This is a genomic window from Paraburkholderia rhizosphaerae, from assembly GCF_004366595.1.
GTDB lineage: Bacteria > Pseudomonadota > Gammaproteobacteria > Burkholderiales > Burkholderiaceae > Paraburkholderia > Paraburkholderia rhizosphaerae.
The window spans coordinates 147,271-162,003 of the sequence record NZ_SORE01000011.1 but is presented as its reverse complement, the minus strand read 5'-3'; the positions used below and the strand labels follow the sequence as shown (position 1 = coordinate 162,003).

General features: G+C 60.7%; 14 protein-coding genes and 1 pseudogene. 10 read left to right on the top strand and 5 right to left on the bottom strand.

Going from position 1 to position 14,733, the window contains the following annotated elements; all coding sequences use genetic code 11:
* The 4 genes from BX592_RS16380 (at position 1) to BX592_RS16365 (ending at position 5,174) form a co-directional block, all read left to right on the top strand.
* Positions 1-639 (top strand): FMN-dependent NADH-azoreductase, encoded by a 639-nt coding sequence (locus BX592_RS16380; RefSeq protein WP_134192857.1) that lies wholly within the window; start codon positions 1-3, stop codon positions 637-639.
* Complete coding sequence (locus tag BX592_RS16375; protein ID WP_134192856.1) at positions 617-1,222, top strand: LOG family protein; 606 nt, start codon at positions 617-619, stop codon at positions 1,220-1,222. Before BX592_RS16380 ends, BX592_RS16375 begins: the two co-directional genes overlap by 23 nt.
* A 514-nt stretch (positions 1,223-1,736) precedes the next feature.
* Positions 1,737-3,203, top strand: a complete 1,467-nt coding sequence (locus BX592_RS16370) for a metal-dependent hydrolase family protein (protein ID WP_243849577.1) — start codon at positions 1,737-1,739, stop codon at positions 3,201-3,203.
* Between the two features lie 504 nt (positions 3,204-3,707).
* Entirely contained in the window at positions 3,708-5,174 is a 1,467-nt protein-coding gene (locus BX592_RS16365; protein ID WP_134192855.1) for a 3'-5' exonuclease, read from the top strand.
* A gap of 15 nt (positions 5,175-5,189) precedes the next feature.
* Here BX592_RS16365 and BX592_RS16360 read toward each other — a convergent pair whose 3' ends face one another.
* The 3 genes from BX592_RS16360 to BX592_RS16350 form a co-directional block, all read right to left on the bottom strand.
* The gene (locus tag BX592_RS16360; protein ID WP_166676365.1) at positions 5,190-5,630 is read right to left on the bottom strand and encodes a hypothetical protein; all 441 of its coding nucleotides are present in this window, start codon (positions 5,628-5,630) and stop codon (positions 5,190-5,192) included.
* Complete coding sequence (locus BX592_RS35170) at positions 5,564-5,770, bottom strand: hypothetical protein (protein WP_377681672.1); 207 nt, start codon at positions 5,768-5,770, stop codon at positions 5,564-5,566. The genes BX592_RS16360 and BX592_RS35170 overlap by 67 nt, the downstream gene beginning before the upstream one ends.
* Before the next feature lie 149 nt (positions 5,771-5,919).
* Complete coding sequence (locus BX592_RS16350) at positions 5,920-6,774, bottom strand: DUF2252 family protein (RefSeq protein WP_243849576.1); 855 nt, start codon at positions 6,772-6,774, stop codon at positions 5,920-5,922.
* Between the two features lie 178 nt (positions 6,775-6,952).
* Between BX592_RS16350 and BX592_RS16345 the strand changes: the two genes are divergently transcribed.
* The 4 genes and pseudogenes from BX592_RS16345 to BX592_RS16330 all read left to right on the top strand — a co-directional run bounded on the left by BX592_RS16345 (position 6,953) and on the right by BX592_RS16330 (position 11,217).
* Entirely contained in the window at positions 6,953-7,588 is a 636-nt protein-coding gene (locus tag BX592_RS16345) for a hypothetical protein (RefSeq protein ID WP_134192853.1), read from the top strand.
* Positions 7,585-9,591, top strand: a complete 2,007-nt coding sequence (locus BX592_RS16340; RefSeq protein ID WP_134192852.1) for a DDE-type integrase/transposase/recombinase — start codon at positions 7,585-7,587, stop codon at positions 9,589-9,591. The genes BX592_RS16345 and BX592_RS16340 overlap by 4 nt, the downstream gene beginning before the upstream one ends.
* Before the next feature lie 28 nt (positions 9,592-9,619).
* Positions 9,620-10,601: pseudogene (locus tag BX592_RS16335) on the top strand (AAA family ATPase).
* Positions 10,567-11,217, top strand: coding sequence for a TniQ family protein (locus tag BX592_RS16330; protein WP_134192851.1), 651 nt, complete (start codon positions 10,567-10,569; stop codon positions 11,215-11,217). Before BX592_RS16335 ends, BX592_RS16330 begins: the two are co-directional and overlap by 35 nt.
* A gap of 46 nt (positions 11,218-11,263) precedes the next feature.
* On the opposite strand, the gene BX592_RS16325 is transcribed toward BX592_RS16330, so the two are convergent.
* Together BX592_RS16325 and BX592_RS34855 are read right to left on the bottom strand one after the other, a co-directional pair.
* Positions 11,264-12,952 (bottom strand): site-specific integrase, encoded by a 1,689-nt coding sequence (locus BX592_RS16325; protein ID WP_166676374.1) that lies wholly within the window; start codon positions 12,950-12,952, stop codon positions 11,264-11,266.
* 94 nt (positions 12,953-13,046) lie between these two features.
* On the bottom strand, positions 13,047-13,178 hold the full coding sequence (locus BX592_RS34855) for a hypothetical protein (RefSeq protein WP_279589192.1): 132 nt from the start codon (positions 13,176-13,178) through the stop codon (positions 13,047-13,049).
* A 690-nt stretch (positions 13,179-13,868) separates the two neighbouring features.
* Between BX592_RS34855 and BX592_RS16320 the strand changes: the two genes are divergently transcribed.
* Positions 13,869-14,141, top strand: coding sequence for a hypothetical protein (locus BX592_RS16320; RefSeq protein WP_134192849.1), 273 nt, complete (start codon positions 13,869-13,871; stop codon positions 14,139-14,141).
* A 39-nt stretch (positions 14,142-14,180) separates the two neighbouring features.
* Entirely contained in the window at positions 14,181-14,630 is a 450-nt protein-coding gene (locus tag BX592_RS16315; RefSeq protein ID WP_134192848.1) for a type II toxin-antitoxin system HicB family antitoxin, read from the top strand.
* Positions 14,631-14,733: the final 103 nt, after the last annotated feature.

The window sequence follows — 14,733 nt, the reverse complement described above, 5'->3', positions numbered from 1 at the left end:
ATGAACATCCTGCATCTCACATTCAGTTCTCGAGGAGAGTTTTCAGAGAGTCAAAGGCTTTCGAGGAAAATCGTCGACATGCTGTTTCATTGGAATCCCAATGCCGATCTGGTCGTACGCGCACTCGGCGATGGAGCACTACCACACGTCGATGCGGAGTACGCGTTCATGCAGCATTCATGCGATGCAGGACGATGCGGAACGGGTTCTTCCGCGAGGTCCGACGAGTTGATCGCGGAGCTTGAGCGAGCAGATGTGGTGGTCATAGGAACGCCCATGCACAATCTCAGCGTGCCGTCCTCTCTCAAGGCCTGGATCGACCATGTGGTTCGTGCACGAAGGACATTCACCATGACGACCTCTGGCAAGCAGGGCTTGCTGCACGATCGACCTGTGTACATCGCGGTAGCGTCCGGCGGACGCTTTTCCGGAGCGAATGCTCATCAGCCGGATTTCCTGACACCCTACCTTAAGAGCATTCTGGCGTCGATCGGACTTCACAACCTGAGCTTCTTTACGGTAGAGGGAACGGGAGCGCGCGCGGATTCCGTAGACGCCGCCCGTCGGGTAGCCGATGACGCGCTCCAGGCTCATTTCAACTTACTCGGATTTCAGCATGCCTGCGAAGACCTTGACTGACATGCCGTCGCGCGCAATCGGCGCCATCGCCGTTTTTTGCGGCTCGAACTTCGGCGCTTCGGAACAATACTCTCAGGATGCGCGCAAGCTCGGCCTGGCGTTGGCAGCTGCAGGCATAAAGGTGGTGTATGGCGGGACGACCAAAGGCTTGATGGGTGCCGTAGCCGATGCGGCAATATCGGCGGGAGGCCTGGTGCACGGCGTCATTACAGAGAGCCTGCATCTGCGCGGCCATTCGCATTCGACGCTGACTCATTGCGAGATTGCATCGACGCTAAGAAAACGCAAGGAGCGGATGGTCGAGCTTGCTGATGCATTCATTGCATTACCCGGAGGAATCGGAACGATTGAAGAAGTGATGGAAGCCTGGACGATGAACCAGTTGCAAGAAATCGACAAGCCTTTGGGTCTGTTGAACACTGCGAACTTCTTCATGCCCTTCATGGGTTTCATCGATCACATGGTTGAGCAGAGATTTCTGCCGTCCGCCCATCGTGAATCCATCGCTATCCATAGTGACCCAAGCGAATTGATTGAGTCGTTACATCGCCAGACACGTATCGATGTGCCTAAATGGATATAGCTGACGAGACGTCATTTACATCATGAATATGATCGGATGGCGGCTTACGAGCCAGGAAGAGACCCTCGGGGACCTAAGAACGGAGTAACTGTACGACCGCTTCTGGCCGCACTGCGTCCCACGACAACGCGCAATGCTCGTCGCCAACGTACCTGTCATGCCAGAGGCATAAAGCGACCCCTTTGCCGCTACCCGGTCCATAAGGACGGCGAGGACCGATCTCATACTTCATCGGCTACTCACCCGGGGGAGCGTGTGCTACTCGCCGGCGAAATCCGTCGTCGCACGCAGGACCGCCATTGTGGGGACTCGTTTCGCTTCCCAGATGCGTTTCCACCCGACAGGCCGCCACCTTTTAAGGAAGCGATGGTTCGACGCTTTGAACGCATGAGCGTTAGTTGTTTGCCATACTTCCGTACGAATATCGTTTACTGTCCGCTGGTTGCTCCCGTTACCTGTTCAAGGCCGCAAGCAGCGCTTCCGTACAAGGTGTTTAACTCAAATGGGGGCGGATATGGCTTCCGGAAAGTACAGCGGCGTCAACCGAACAAGCCAAACGTATTCCTGTTTCTGTAACAAGGCGCTTGCTCAGTTTGCGAATCGCCGCATCGGCGCCGACCTCGCGCGACGCGGATTCCTGATAGGCATGGGGGCGGCCATGCTGAGTGCCGTGCTCCCGGAACTCGTTCGGGCGCAGGGTGCGAGTCCCGTCGCCGCTGCGCCGCAGCCCGTTACGTTTACAAATTTCCGACTGTTCGACGGCAAGTCTGCCGGCCTGCGCGATGGGATGTTTCTCGTCGTCGAAGGAAGCCACATCTCACAGCTGGGGCAAGGCCAGCCACCCGCTGCCGGCACGAACCGCACAATCGATTGTGGCGGCAAGGTGATCATGCCAGGGTTGATCGAGATGCACTGGCATGCCATGCTCGCCTCGCTTCCGATCCAGACGATCTTGCAGGCCGACCTGGGCCTGGTGTATCTGGCTGCGAGTGCGGAAGCCCAGCGTACGTTGCTGCGCGGTTTCACGACGATACGCGATGTGGGCGGGCCGGCGTTCGCGCTGAAGCAGGCCATCGACGCGGGGATGATTCCTGGCCCGCGCATTTATCCGTCAGGCGCGATGATCACGACGACAGGTGGTCATGGCGATTTTCGCCCACTGACGGACATCCCGCGTACGACGGGCGAAGTCAGTGCGCAGGAAAGGACCGGCGCGAATGCGATCGCCGATTCAGCGGACGACGTGCGGTTGCGCGTGCGCGAGCAGTTCCTGCAGGGCGCAACGCAGATCAAGATCGTGGGAGCCGGCGGCGTATCCACACCGCGCAGTCCACTCGACATGCTGACCTTCACCGAGCAGCAACTAAGAGCAGCCGTCGAAACCGCGGGCGATTGGGGGACCTATGTGACCGTTCATGCGTACACCTCAGAAGCCGTGAAGCGAGCGGTGGCAGCAGGCGCGCAATGTATCGAGCATGGTCATCTGATGGACGATCATGCAGCCGAGATCATGGCGAAGAACGGGACATGGTTAAGTACCCAGCCATTCGTGAACGAAGACGACGTCGGGCCGCTAGCGGGACCGATCCTTGACAAGTTCCGGGAAGTCATCGTAGGGACCAACAACATGTACAAACTCGCACGCAAGCACGGACTCAAGGTGGCGTTCGGGACCGACCTGATCTTCTCGCCGGCGGTGGCGGCACGCCAGGGTTTGATGATTGGCAATATGACGCGCTGGTACAACGGTTCCGAGATTTTGCGGATGGCGACAGGGGGCAACGGGGAGTTGCTTGAGCTCTCAGGAAAGCGCAACCCCTATCCCGCCAGGCTGGGTGTGCTGGAGCGGGGTGCGTGGGCCGATTTGCTGGTCGTCGGTGGCAACCCGATCGACAATGTGGCACTGCTCGCCGATCCCGACAAGAACCTGAAGCTGATCATGAAGGATGGGCGCATCTATAAAGATGCCATGCAGACCTAGACCTGCCTCTACAGGTTGTTGACCAGGTGACGGCGAATCATGCCGGCGGCTCGCTGGAGCGGAGCAACGTGAAGTCCGATGCACGCCGAGATTAAACAGGCGCTACTGGCAGCGGACGAACTGCAAAAAGTCCGCTGTCTGACTTGAGCTGACGTTTGAATGTCGATCAAAACCTTCTGGTGAGCGGCCGCAGTTGGCCGCACTCTGCCGGATGACGTGTCGACGAGCCGCCTCGCCGGTGACACTTATTTCGCTTAGCTCGAGTCTTTGCCCAGCAAGCGTTCGCGGTCCTCGTTGAGTGCCTGTCGTGGAGTGACGCATTTATCGCCGCAACGTTGACGGAATTAATACGTTCTACGGCTGCGACTACCGTTGCGTCGTCTGATCGTGCATCAAGCCTATGCAGTTCATTTGCGACGTAAGGCGTCACGGCCGTGACCGAAGACCGAAGTGTTGTTCGCGAGCGAGTTTCGGGCACACTACGGATTTCCTGGCGGCTCTCGCATGTCACGTTCATTCACTCCCACTGCGGAACAGGACGCGATCGTGGATGCAGTTATTCACGGCCGCAACCTGAAAATCAAGGCATTTGCCGGAGCAGGAAAGACGTCGACCCTGCGGCTCGTTGCCAGCCGCCTCGCAGACAAACGCGGCAGCTATCTTGCCTTTAACCGGGAGATCGCAGAACATGCGCGCCGCGGTTTCCCGCCGAACGTCGTCTCGCGTACGATGCACTCCGTTGCCTATGCATCCGTCGGCTCAGCGCTGCGTTCGCGCCTGGATCTTCCCGCCGAACAGCCGCACGAACTGGCTGCGCGATATCAGCTGGGTGCGCTGGAATTGCCCGGCATCATGGGCAAGGCGCTCGAGATTACTCCATTCGACATCGGCCGGATGATCGTGGATGGTCTTGGTCGCTTCTGCCGCTCAGCGCAGGTCTCGCCTGAAGCGTTCCACGTTCCTGTGGACGAGAAAATCGACGAGGCGGCTGGGCAATGGCTGCGTGAGGCGCTACTGCCCTATGTCACCCGTCTGTGGGAGGAAAGCATTGCTCCCCGGGCACATCAGGCGATCGGGCCGGATGTCGTCCTCAAGGTCTGGGCATTGACAGATCCGCGTCTGGATGCCGACTTCATTCTTTTCGACGAAGCGCAGGACAGCGACGGCGTCATGCTTTCGGTCCTTGGGCGACAGCGTCATGCACAGATCATCTATGTCGGCGACCCCTACCAGCAGATTTACGAATGGCGAGGCGCGATCAATGCAATGGCGTCGATCGATGCGCCCGAACTCGCATTGTCGGAATCCTTCCGCTTCGGTCCTACTTTCGCAACTCTCGCAAGCCGTCTGCTTGGCCTGCTTGGCGAGCGCACACCGATTCGAGGCCAGCATGCGATTGGCTCAATCATGGTGGAGGACCCATCGATCGCACCGCCGGTCGACGCCATCCTGTGCAGGAAGAATGCGACCGCCATCTGGCACCTGGCTGCAGGGGTCGAGATGGGCCACAAGCCGGCCATCCGCATGAGCTCGGCTGAAATCGAAGCGTTCGCGGATGGCGCCGACCAGCTAATCGCTGGAAGGCGTGCCTTTCGCCCTGCCGCTTTTTCACTGTTCGAAAACTGGGGTGAGGTGCAGTCGTTCGCCCGGAGCGCGGTCGGGCGCGACCTTCTGCCCATCGTCCGGATCGTCGAGGAATGCGGTACCGGTTACATTCGGGCGCTCGCTCGCCGCGCGACACCAGAGCCGGTTGCAGACTACGTTATCTCCACCGTGCATCGCGCCAAAGGACTGGAATGGAAACGCGTGAAGGTGGTTAATGATTTCCGGTTCGGAGTGGTCGACGGCCGCCTGAGCGTGGACGACGAAGAAATGCGTCTGCTTTATGTCGCGATCACGCGCGCACAACACGTACTCGACATCTCGGAGCTTCGTGAGGAGCTCTTGCGGTTATTCCACAAGCGCACCTGACGCATGTAGCCGGAATCACTCCCGCTGCCAGTGCCCGTCCGCTAGCGCCATCGGCATCGCCATCCGTGCGTGCTCCTGACCTTGTACCGCTGATGCAAGATTGGGAAATGTGGCCTGGACGTCCGGTCGCAACGCCCATTCCGGCAAACCGTCGATGCGATACGTGAAATAGACTTTGGTGAACGAAGTGCCCGCGACGTTTACGACCGGGTCCCAGCTCAGTATCTTCACAAGCCTGGCCTTGCCGTAGCAGATGGTGCCTTCAGGCGTTATGTATTTCTTGCCCTCGTCAGTCGGCGTGTACTGGTGTCCCGGATAACGTCGGCCCAACCAGCCTGTGACTGACACTGGATCAGCTTTCAACACGCCAGCCTTGCTCAACGCCATCATCAGTGGCGTATCCGGTTCGGAATCCTGGGCAACATTCGGCCAGTTGAACGAGATCGTTCTGCACATGCTAGGCTCACAATTACCCGAAAGATGCGGTGACTCACGCGTTCAGTAATCGCCTTGATTGTGCCGCCCTTACCAGCGCCGTCCCGCCCTTCGAACACAATACAGATCTTGGCCCCGCTGCGCACAACCCACTCCTGCATCTTCACGAGGTCCGCGTGCAGTCGACCCAATTCTTCAAGATACGCCTTGTTGCCGAGTTTGCCTCCTGACTTCGTACTATCGGCTTTCGGTACCATCCGTGTGGTTTTGGACATGTTCATGCTCCTGGTAAAGCTCGCGAAAACACCATTTACTCTTCCATTACCGGTATCCGCCCAGTCTTTGCGCCCGACCTAAGCATGAGCCAGTCCTGTTCATTACGATCCGCGTAAGCGAGTGCGAAATTTTCGATGGCCTCGTCAAATGCGTCTGACGTCCCAACATACCCACTTATCAGCGCGGGATCGCCGGCCTTTCCCATCGCATGTCCGAGCGCACGCCCGCACAGCTCCGCATATTCGCTGAAATCGCTGACATCAAAATTGGCGATGTCAAACGCCCCCTTCATGTCGCGCAACTGCCGGACATAAAAGTCAATGCCAGTCATCCGAGCCTTGGCCCACCCGAGAAAGATGTCACTTGCCGATTGAAGCAGGCGCTGGCCCGTTGCCACACGCTGCCCATGGTTAGCATACCGGCTTGGCCGAAGGTAGCGCTCTAGCACCGACGCACGGGCCTCCTTGACCTGAAGGAACAACGGGCAGTTGCCATCTGCCATGAACAGCGCAACCCAACAGCGCGTGCCGACCGATCCAACGCCGACAACCCGCATCGCCGCGTCAATCAGTTGATAGCGATCGAACAGTTCGCGCCGGTCGTCGGGCAACGTATCGCAGTAGTCCGCAATGAAGTGGCGAATAGTATCGTTGAACCGTGCCGCTTCCTGCTGGTTTGTGACTGGGAAGTGATAGACCAAGGGAGGCTCGTCCTTGATCTGCATCCGCCCATTGACGATCTCGGTCGCGTGTCCCATTTCAGCACGCGACGTTCGCCTCCGCGCCTGTGCGATGACAGCCTGTTCCATCTTCTTCTCTTTGAGCGAATGGGCGGTTGCCAGCATATTCTCTGCGTTGATCTGGTGATACCAGACATCCAGCGGGTCCATCGTAGAGCGCAATAAAACTGTCACTACCCCTGCATCGCAACGGCGCGGCTGAGCACGAGCGAGTTGACACTTTTATATCCCTTTGGATCGTAATGAAAGCGTCAATTCGCATATGTCCGCATTAAATTCGTCAACTCGCCTCCTACACTTCGAATCCCGTCCGTAAGCCGTTGATCTTATGGAAAAGTCTCTGCATATCGCAGGGCCGGTTGCGATCGCCCGTCCGCGCGGTGCTCACCGGTTCGAAGCGTTCAGCCCCAAGCTCGCGCGCCGGATGACGTTCTACCGCCGTGCCTCGCTTGAGCAGTGGGTATTGCTTGAGGCCGATCCTCGGGTAATTACCTTCTGCGAACGGCCGGGTTACATACAGATCAACGGACACAATCGTCTCGCGGACTTCTGGGTTCGGTACATCGATCGCGATGAATTAGTTATCCTTGACGATTGCCACTACAAAGATGATGCGACGAAGGCGGTTCGCAATCTCGACGTGCAGACATTTTTGATCAGGAAAGTCGTGCGTGCAGAACTGGCCGCCGCTCGCGTCTGGATTGAAAACTGGCAGCGCATGTTGCCGTGCCTGGTCGCCAACCGGGATCTTGTGCCGCCGGCGTTGCCGCAAGCGATCGTGCGCTTCACGAATGAGCCTCAAAGACTGCTCGCCATCGAGCGCGAGTTTTCGACCGGTGACCCAATACCGGTTCGCACGGCCGTGTTTGGCCTGCTGCACAGCGGACGTGTCAGTGCGCCGGAGCTTCGGACACAACCGCTGTCACTGCTCACGTCATTCGCGGCTTTGGAGGTACAGCCATGAACCGCCGCCGACCCGAATTCCAGTCGATCGACGTCGGCACCTGGCCGACCGTTGCCAGCGCGGAACTCGACGATGCTGCGCGGCGCGACTTCGAAGCCCGTCGACATGCCGTCGTGCGTTTCGCAGCCGGAGAGTCGGTCGCGACGATCGAACAGGCAACCGGCGTGAATCGCCGGCAACTCTACCGCTGCATCGAAAGGGCAATGCTGCCGCATCCAGACGGCAGGCCGTTCGGTTTTCGTGCGCTGGTTCCCTACATGCGCATCGCGGAGTACGTGCGGATACGCGACATCCGCGTGCATGGCGAGCGCGGCTGCCGTGGCGCGGCTGGAGCACTGTCGCAATTATTCGAACGTCATCCGGAGTTAGCGGGTTGGCTCGTTTTGCAGGTGAAGCAACGCAAGATATTGCTCCGGCAGATCGACACGAACGGACGGCTTCGCACGTGCTTGCGCGGCCTGCAGTCGCTGCACGACGATTTCCTTCGGCAATGTCGTGCGGTGGGGCTCACCGCTGCAGACTATCCGTTCAATACGGCGGGACATGCGATCCGCTCACTTTCTCGCCACCTGACCGCGGAGATGCTGCGCAGTTTCGGGACGGCAGCCCACCTGGCGGGCGCATCGCACCTCAAGGGCTTGCCGCGCCAGGACGACGAAGCGGCCACGCCGGCGGCGACGCGCCCTTACCAGGTGGTGGAATTCGACGGCCACCGGCTCGATATCCGGCTCAAGGTGGTGGTGCGCGATCCGCTTGGATTCGAACACGAGTTCGAGATGGAACGCGTCTGGCTGCTCGTGATCATTGACGTGTGCACGCGCGCTGTCCTTGGCTATCACATTGTGCTGGCCAGGGAGTACAGCCGCTACGATGTCATCAAGACCATCGAGAAGGCGCTGGAGCCACACCGCCCACGCACTTTCACAATCGCTGGACTCGCATATGGAACGCACGATGGCTTTCCGTCGCAACGGTTACCGGAACTGGCGTACGTGACGTGGGAATGGATGCGACTCGATAACGCGAAGGCCAATCTTGCCAGCGAGACGCTGACCGCGTTGTGCGAATTTGTCGGCTGTCTTGCTGACGCCGGACCGAAATACAGTCCGGACGAGCGGCCGTACATCGAGCGCTTCTTTGGCACGATCGCGAGCCGTCTATCATCGCGCCTGCCCGGGTACACGGGTTCGCATCCGCGCGATCTGCGGCGGGCGCTGGCCGATCCGAAGGGCGACCTGCGTCTGTATGTGTCAATCGACGAGCTCGAGGAACTGGTCGAGTACGCGATCGCGAGCTACAACGGGACGCCGCACAGCGGCCTGAACAACGCGACACCGCTTGAAGCCATCGAGTACTTCGTGCGCGGCAGGCAGACCATGGTCACGTGGCTTGCCGAACATCATCGCCACAGCTTATGCCTGATGCAGTCCGCGCGGCGTTGCCGGGTGCGCGCGTATCTGGGCCAGGGCGTTCGGCCGCACATCAACCTGCACGGCGTGCGGTACACCAACAGTGTGCTGGCGACGAGCGCCCATTTGATCGGCCACTACCTGTTGATCTATCTGAACGCCGACGATCTTCGCTGTGTACGGGCGTTTCTCGCCGACGGTACCGAACTGGGCGTGCTCGACGCGCAAGGCGCGTGGCGGGTGGTGCCGCACAACCTCAAGCTGCGCCAGGAAATACGCAAACAGAAGGACAGGCGGCGAAGTCGCCAGCTGCCCGACGTTAATCCGATCGAGTCCTATGTTCGGGACAAGCTTGCGCAGGCGAAGAAGACCCGCAAAGCGGCGACGGAGCTTGCACATACCGTGCGATTGCTTGCATCGGCACCGACCGCGCGAACGCCCGTCGGCCCACGGAACGCCCGCGCGGCGGAAACAGTGTTGTCGCCGGAAACCGCGCCGGCGGTCGTGGCGCCAGCACCGACTGTTGTCGAGTCCGCGCCGCGCACACCTGTGCGGCCGAGGAAGCTGTCAATTGGAACCGGCCAGGTGTTCTGACCTGTAACCCTTCATTGAGAGGTATGCCATGTCGCTAGAGATACCACGTCCCATCGACCCGTCACTGCATCCGCTAGTGACCGGCAACTACCGTATCGCCACGCCGGCCATCGAGGCCTTCTATGAACTCGTCATGCGCTGCCTGCGCTACCGGATCATGGGGGCGCTCATCTATGGGCCGTCGCGCATCGGCAAAACCCGGGCCATCGAGTACGTGCGTCTGCTGCTGGCACGCGATTACCCGAAGATGACAACCTACCACGCCCAATGCGAGCACAAGCCGCGGCACGCGGAGGGACCATTCTTCGCGAACCTGCTCGAGGCGGTGGGCGACTACGATCCGAACGCGGGCACGAATCCGTCCAAGCGCATGCGCCTGGCGCTGAGGATCCGCGAGGCGGCTGCCAGGGCCGGTAGCGGTACCGTGCTGCTCTTTTGCGACGAAGCGCAGCGATACAACGAAAACGAATACGAGTGGCTACGCGACGTGCACGACGCGCTGGACCGGCAGCAGATCAAGCTGTTCACGTTTCTCGTCGGTCAGCAGGAGCTGCTCGCGCAGAAGACAGCGCTGCAGATCGCGGGCAAGACACAGATCGTAGCGCGCCTGATGGTCGAGGAGCTGTCGTTCTACGGTATCCGCAATGCCGAGGACGTCGCCACGTGCCTGAACGGATATGATCAGACCGCGTATCCCGAAGGCAGCGAGTGGACATTTACGCGCTTCTATATTCCACAGGCCTTCGACTCGGGCTATCGACTCGTCAGCGATGCCGACACGCTCTGGCAAGCGTTCGAAGCGGCGCATCACAAGGCCAATCTGGCGGGACGGCTCGCCATCCCGATGGAATCGTTCGCGCGCGCCCGTGGAGATTGTCTTGAAGGAAAGCGAACTCAGGGACGGTGCCGGCTACTGCCCGGAGTCTGCTTTGTGGACCTATGCCGTGCAGCACTGCGGCTACGTGCAGTCACGCCATGCAACCGGGCGCGTCCTCGTTGCCGCCGCGTAGCGTCGCGTCGCCGCGGCCGCTGAGTTTTCCGATCCTCACACTCGACGAACGCAAGCTGACGCCCGCGCTGGGCTACGTGTTCAGCAGGAAGTGGCTCGATCCCTGCGAGTCACTCGTCTCGATCCTGTGGAAATTCGAGCGGGCAAACGGTGCGCCCGGGCATACTGTCGCGCGACTGGCGAGACCGGACATCGACCCGTATGAGGGCATTGTTCCCGAACTGGGCGAGGTCGATATCAACCGGTTGCGGGAGAACCTTCTGGTGCCGGTCGCAACGCTGCAAATGGCATTGCTGCAGCCCTCGCAGCGGCGACGTTACAGCAACGTCTTTCGCCACTGCCGGCGCTGCATGACGCACGGTTATCACAGCGTGCTCCATCAGATGGAAAGCATCCGTGCGTGTCCTGCCCATCATCGGGCACTCGAAACTGAATGTCGGAGATGCGGATACGAAGCACCGTATCGGGTCAGCGTGCGGCTGCTCGAAGCGCCATATCGCTGTGCATCGTGCCGCGCAAGCTATGGCGGTCAGGGCTGGACGCCAGGCACACCCTTGATGAAAGCCGAGCATCGCAAGGCATTCACACGCCGGTACTTCGAGCGTCACCTGGGTTGACCATCGCGCGATGGTTATGACGAAAATGCCATAGGGGCGTCGCGTGCTACCGCTTGTGATCCCGTGAACGAAATGCCTCATCGAACTGGCGGGCTCGCTGCACTTCCTCGCTGTGAAGATAGGTCGATGTCGTCGAGATCGACGCGTGCCGCAGGTTGTCCCGCACCATGATCAGTTCGGCGCCACGCGCGAGCGCGTGCGACGCATGTGTGTGTCGCATCCAGTGTGGGCTCGCACGCTTCAGCTTTTCGGCGGTCGCGGGCCGTTCGCCCTGGATCGCGTCGGCCGCCAGCACGAAGAACCGGTGCAGCACGCGCCAGAGTCGTGTGCTTTCGATGCGCGCTCCATCCTCCTCGAGACTTGCGACGAGTGGTGTTGCCGGATTCCAGCGCTCCGGTGTGACTGGCAGGCTGCGCTGGATGAGATATTGATCCAGCGCGGTTCGGGCCAGCGACGGCAGCGCCACCTTGCCCGGCTTCCTACCTTTGCCGAGTACGTGCAGCCAGTGATCGCCGTGTTCGTCACGACGGATATCGCCGAGTGTCGCGCTCACCAGTTCGCTCGCGCGCAGGCCGGTCGCGTAGCCGAAGTCCAGCAGGAACCGCAGGCGCTGCGCGGCTGCCTCGCTCCAGCCATACGACCACTCGAGGCCGTCGGCTAGCGTGCGGATCAGCAGCCACTCGCCCTCGGAGAAGCCGCGGGACGCGTCCAGTCCCGCGGGCTCTACGTGGCTTCTGACCTTGACGCCGGCGAACGGATTTGCGAGCACGTAGCGTTGCTCGACCAGCCAGCGAAACATCGCCGACAGGACGTTCAGCGCGTACGCCGCCGAGCGGGGCGACAGCGGACCGGTGAACGGGCGCCATTCGACACTGCGTCGCAGCCGCGACGGTCCGATCCAGCGTTCGCGCGGCGTCGGCCGGCGCAGGAAGCTCCGGTACGCGATTGCATCGTCGGTGGTGAGCGACGACAGTGCGCAGTCGCGCTCGACGATCGCCCACAGGATCAGGCGCTCGGCTTCCTTGCGGTAAGCACGCTGCGTCGCAGCCGACTCGTGCAGCGACAGCCACGATCGAACCGCTTCATAGTCGTTGGACGCTTTCAGCAGGCAGGCGTCCTTCGGCGCACGAAACTGCCCGCGCGAGCCGTCAACCTCGTGTGGCACGCGCAATTGCTCCCACGGCACGATGCTGCTCACCGGCGTCGCGGCAATCAGCGCGCGTGCGCGTTGGGTCAGGGCGGGATGGGCGGCGAAAAACGCTTCGATCTGGCGCGCACCGGCGGTACCGAGTCCGTCGATGGCCAACCACCAGCGCCGCCGGCGCGGAATCCGCACGGTCAGGTCAGCGAGCGTCCGGATGCCGTGGGCATGCAGGGCCGCGGCGATGCGAGCGGGAAGCCACAGGTCGACCATATCAGCGATCAGCGGTGCGGGCACCGTCAGATTGCGCAGCGTCTCGATTGCGCCATTTACCCGACTTGCCGATGCTTTCGTCGGTCGATCGACGAAGACGCCCGCCAGATCCGCGCGATGGCGAACCTGCGCGTACGCGATGAGCAGCCGGCGAATCCGGCCCAGCACGCCACGCGAGGACGCGCCGACGGCTCTCCGGTCGCCCAGATAGCGGGCCACGGCAGTCCGTGCGTCCAGCCCGGCGTACCAGCCGCGCAACGCGGCGAGCTCCGCCTCGTCGGGGAAGCCCAGGACAGTTTCGTCGGTGTCACGCGTTTTCATGTCCACCAGTTTAGACGAAGATTGATGATGGACTGATAATAGGATTTATCTTGTTGGACGCGTTTCGCTCCGTATTTCTGCGGAAAATCTGAGGTCAATACGCCAGAAAGGCCTGCGTGCACGACGATGCGGAATGCGTACGGTCAGGTCCGCGTGGGTCGTGCTGGGTTGTGTCGAGCAGGCGCGCCGCGCGCGGTGCGAACCGCTGCGCGATGTCGTCGGCCATCCGCGCCTTCGGCGGGCACGCGGTGCGCGGATGTCGATCGCCTGTGCGACCGATTTCGCGCTGTTGCCGTTCATCTGCTGGATGGTCGAAAGAGCGCCGCAAGATCGTTGCGATGGGACGCGTGCGCAACGGCGATCAGTTTGTGCGGGATGTGCCCAAGCACGCCGCGCCCGGATCGCCCGCCGCCCGGCGAGGAGGGCAAATAGCGCTCGACGGCCGCCCATACGGCGAGGCCCACGCATTACGCGCGCAGCACGGCGAGCTCATCGGTGCCGGGAAAGCCGGGTGGGATCTCATCAGGAACGGGAACGGGCAGCGGGGTGTGACGCATTTTCCCACCGATTGCAAGCATGCGAACGACAGATCCAGCCGTCCCCCGTTACCATCCGGCCGTCAAACTCTTCGAAACCACTGCACATCTCGCAGGATAGGGATATAGTCGTCAATGAGGCGCATGTTGCGCGCGCACACGAGAATGACCTCCTGCACGAGCAGGTTGTCTGGCGGTCTCCCCGCCTGATGAAGAGAGGCCGGCCAAACGCCGGCTTCTTTTTTGTACCATCACGATTTCAGTTGCTTTGCTATCGCATTGGGCGCATCGTGAAAACATCCAAATATTCCTGACCGCCTTCTCGCATCCGGATACGAGCAGTTCAATGACGGCCAGTTTTGATTGAAGAGCCCGTCATCATGACCATTCCGACCATTGAATACCGAGGGTACGAGCTGCGCGCTTACTCTCACCAGGAATTTCCGCTGCATCGCGACCCCTATGCCAAAGGGGCACGCCGGTTCTCATCCGTCGTGGGAATTGACGCTATCCCGTCCACAGGAGCGAGCTTGCGCCGCTATTCGACGTTGTTCGGCGGCGCCAGTCCCACGAACGAGCGTGATGCCATCGAGCTCGCCATGCAGTTCGGCAAAGACATCGTTGACGGCAAGGTTCAGGCATCCGAGCTCTGACAGCCAAATGCCAGTCAGTCCCAAACCCAGTGGGCCAGTATGCAGTATCCCTTTTATGTTTGCCGCGAGGACGAATTCGGCTTTCGCGGCAGTTTTCCTGACTTTCCGAGCGCCGAAGCACGCGGAGATTCGTTCGCCGAACTGCTGCGCAACGCGACGAGGGCCGTCGTATTGATGTACGACCGGAGTGAGCAACTCATCCCCGCTCCGACGTGCAGCGCGTCGGAGTTGCATTCGCTCGATCTGGACGATGGGGAGGGCATCTGGATGTTTGTCGACATCAATCTCGCGCGGATTACCTCGAAAGCCGCGGACGTTCAGTTTGATCTGCTCGAAAGTTTGCTGCAGCAAGTGGATCGGGCGGCAAGAGAACGTCATATGACGCGCTCCGCGTTCATCACCCTGGCTGCCGTACACGAACTTTCGAGCCGGTACGACGGGCAGTTGTGCTGTTTGCCCGTTTCCCAACGGGTTTTCGTGGACGCCTGACACCGTTCGCGCGACGACAAATGGCAGGAAGCAAGCGCGACGTCACGACGTGTCGCGCCGTCTCGACTATCGGGGCCGAACCAGTTTTTCTCACAGCAGGAGT

What these genes read in the sequence shown, in the direction of transcription:
- BX592_RS16315 (WP_134192848.1), top strand. Translation starts at nt 14,181, where the DNA reads ATGCAGTATCCCTTTTATGTTTGCCGCGAGGACGAATTCGGCTTTCGC.
- BX592_RS16350 (WP_243849576.1), bottom strand. Translation starts at nt 6,774, where the DNA reads ATGGACCCGCTGGATGTCTGGTATCACCAGATCAACGCAGAGAATATG.
- BX592_RS34855 (WP_279589192.1), bottom strand. Translation starts at nt 13,178, where the DNA reads ATGGCCGACGACATCGCGCAGCGGTTCGCACCGCGCGCGGCGCGCCTG.
- BX592_RS16330 (WP_134192851.1), top strand. Translation starts at nt 10,567, where the DNA reads ATGCAACCGGGCGCGTCCTCGTTGCCGCCGCGTAGCGTCGCGTCGCCG.
- BX592_RS16325 (WP_166676374.1), bottom strand. Translation starts at nt 12,952, where the DNA reads ATGAAAACGCGTGACACCGACGAAACTGTCCTGGGCTTCCCCGACGAG.
- BX592_RS16360 (WP_166676365.1), bottom strand. Translation starts at nt 5,630, where the DNA reads ATGTGCAGAACGATCTCGTTCAACTGGCCGAATGTTGCCCAGGATTCC.
- BX592_RS16370 (WP_243849577.1), top strand. Translation starts at nt 1,737, where the DNA reads ATGGCTTCCGGAAAGTACAGCGGCGTCAACCGAACAAGCCAAACGTAT.
- BX592_RS16320 (WP_134192849.1), top strand. Translation starts at nt 13,869, where the DNA reads ATGACCATTCCGACCATTGAATACCGAGGGTACGAGCTGCGCGCTTAC.
- BX592_RS16345 (WP_134192853.1), top strand. Translation starts at nt 6,953, where the DNA reads ATGGAAAAGTCTCTGCATATCGCAGGGCCGGTTGCGATCGCCCGTCCG.
- BX592_RS16365 (WP_134192855.1), top strand. Translation starts at nt 3,708, where the DNA reads ATGTCACGTTCATTCACTCCCACTGCGGAACAGGACGCGATCGTGGAT.
- BX592_RS16375 (WP_134192856.1), top strand. Translation starts at nt 617, where the DNA reads ATGCCTGCGAAGACCTTGACTGACATGCCGTCGCGCGCAATCGGCGCC.
- BX592_RS16340 (WP_134192852.1), top strand. Translation starts at nt 7,585, where the DNA reads ATGAACCGCCGCCGACCCGAATTCCAGTCGATCGACGTCGGCACCTGG.
- BX592_RS16380 (WP_134192857.1), top strand. Translation starts at nt 1, where the DNA reads ATGAACATCCTGCATCTCACATTCAGTTCTCGAGGAGAGTTTTCAGAG.
- BX592_RS35170 (WP_377681672.1), bottom strand. Translation starts at nt 5,770, where the DNA reads ATGCAGGAGTGGGTTGTGCGCAGCGGGGCCAAGATCTGTATTGTGTTC.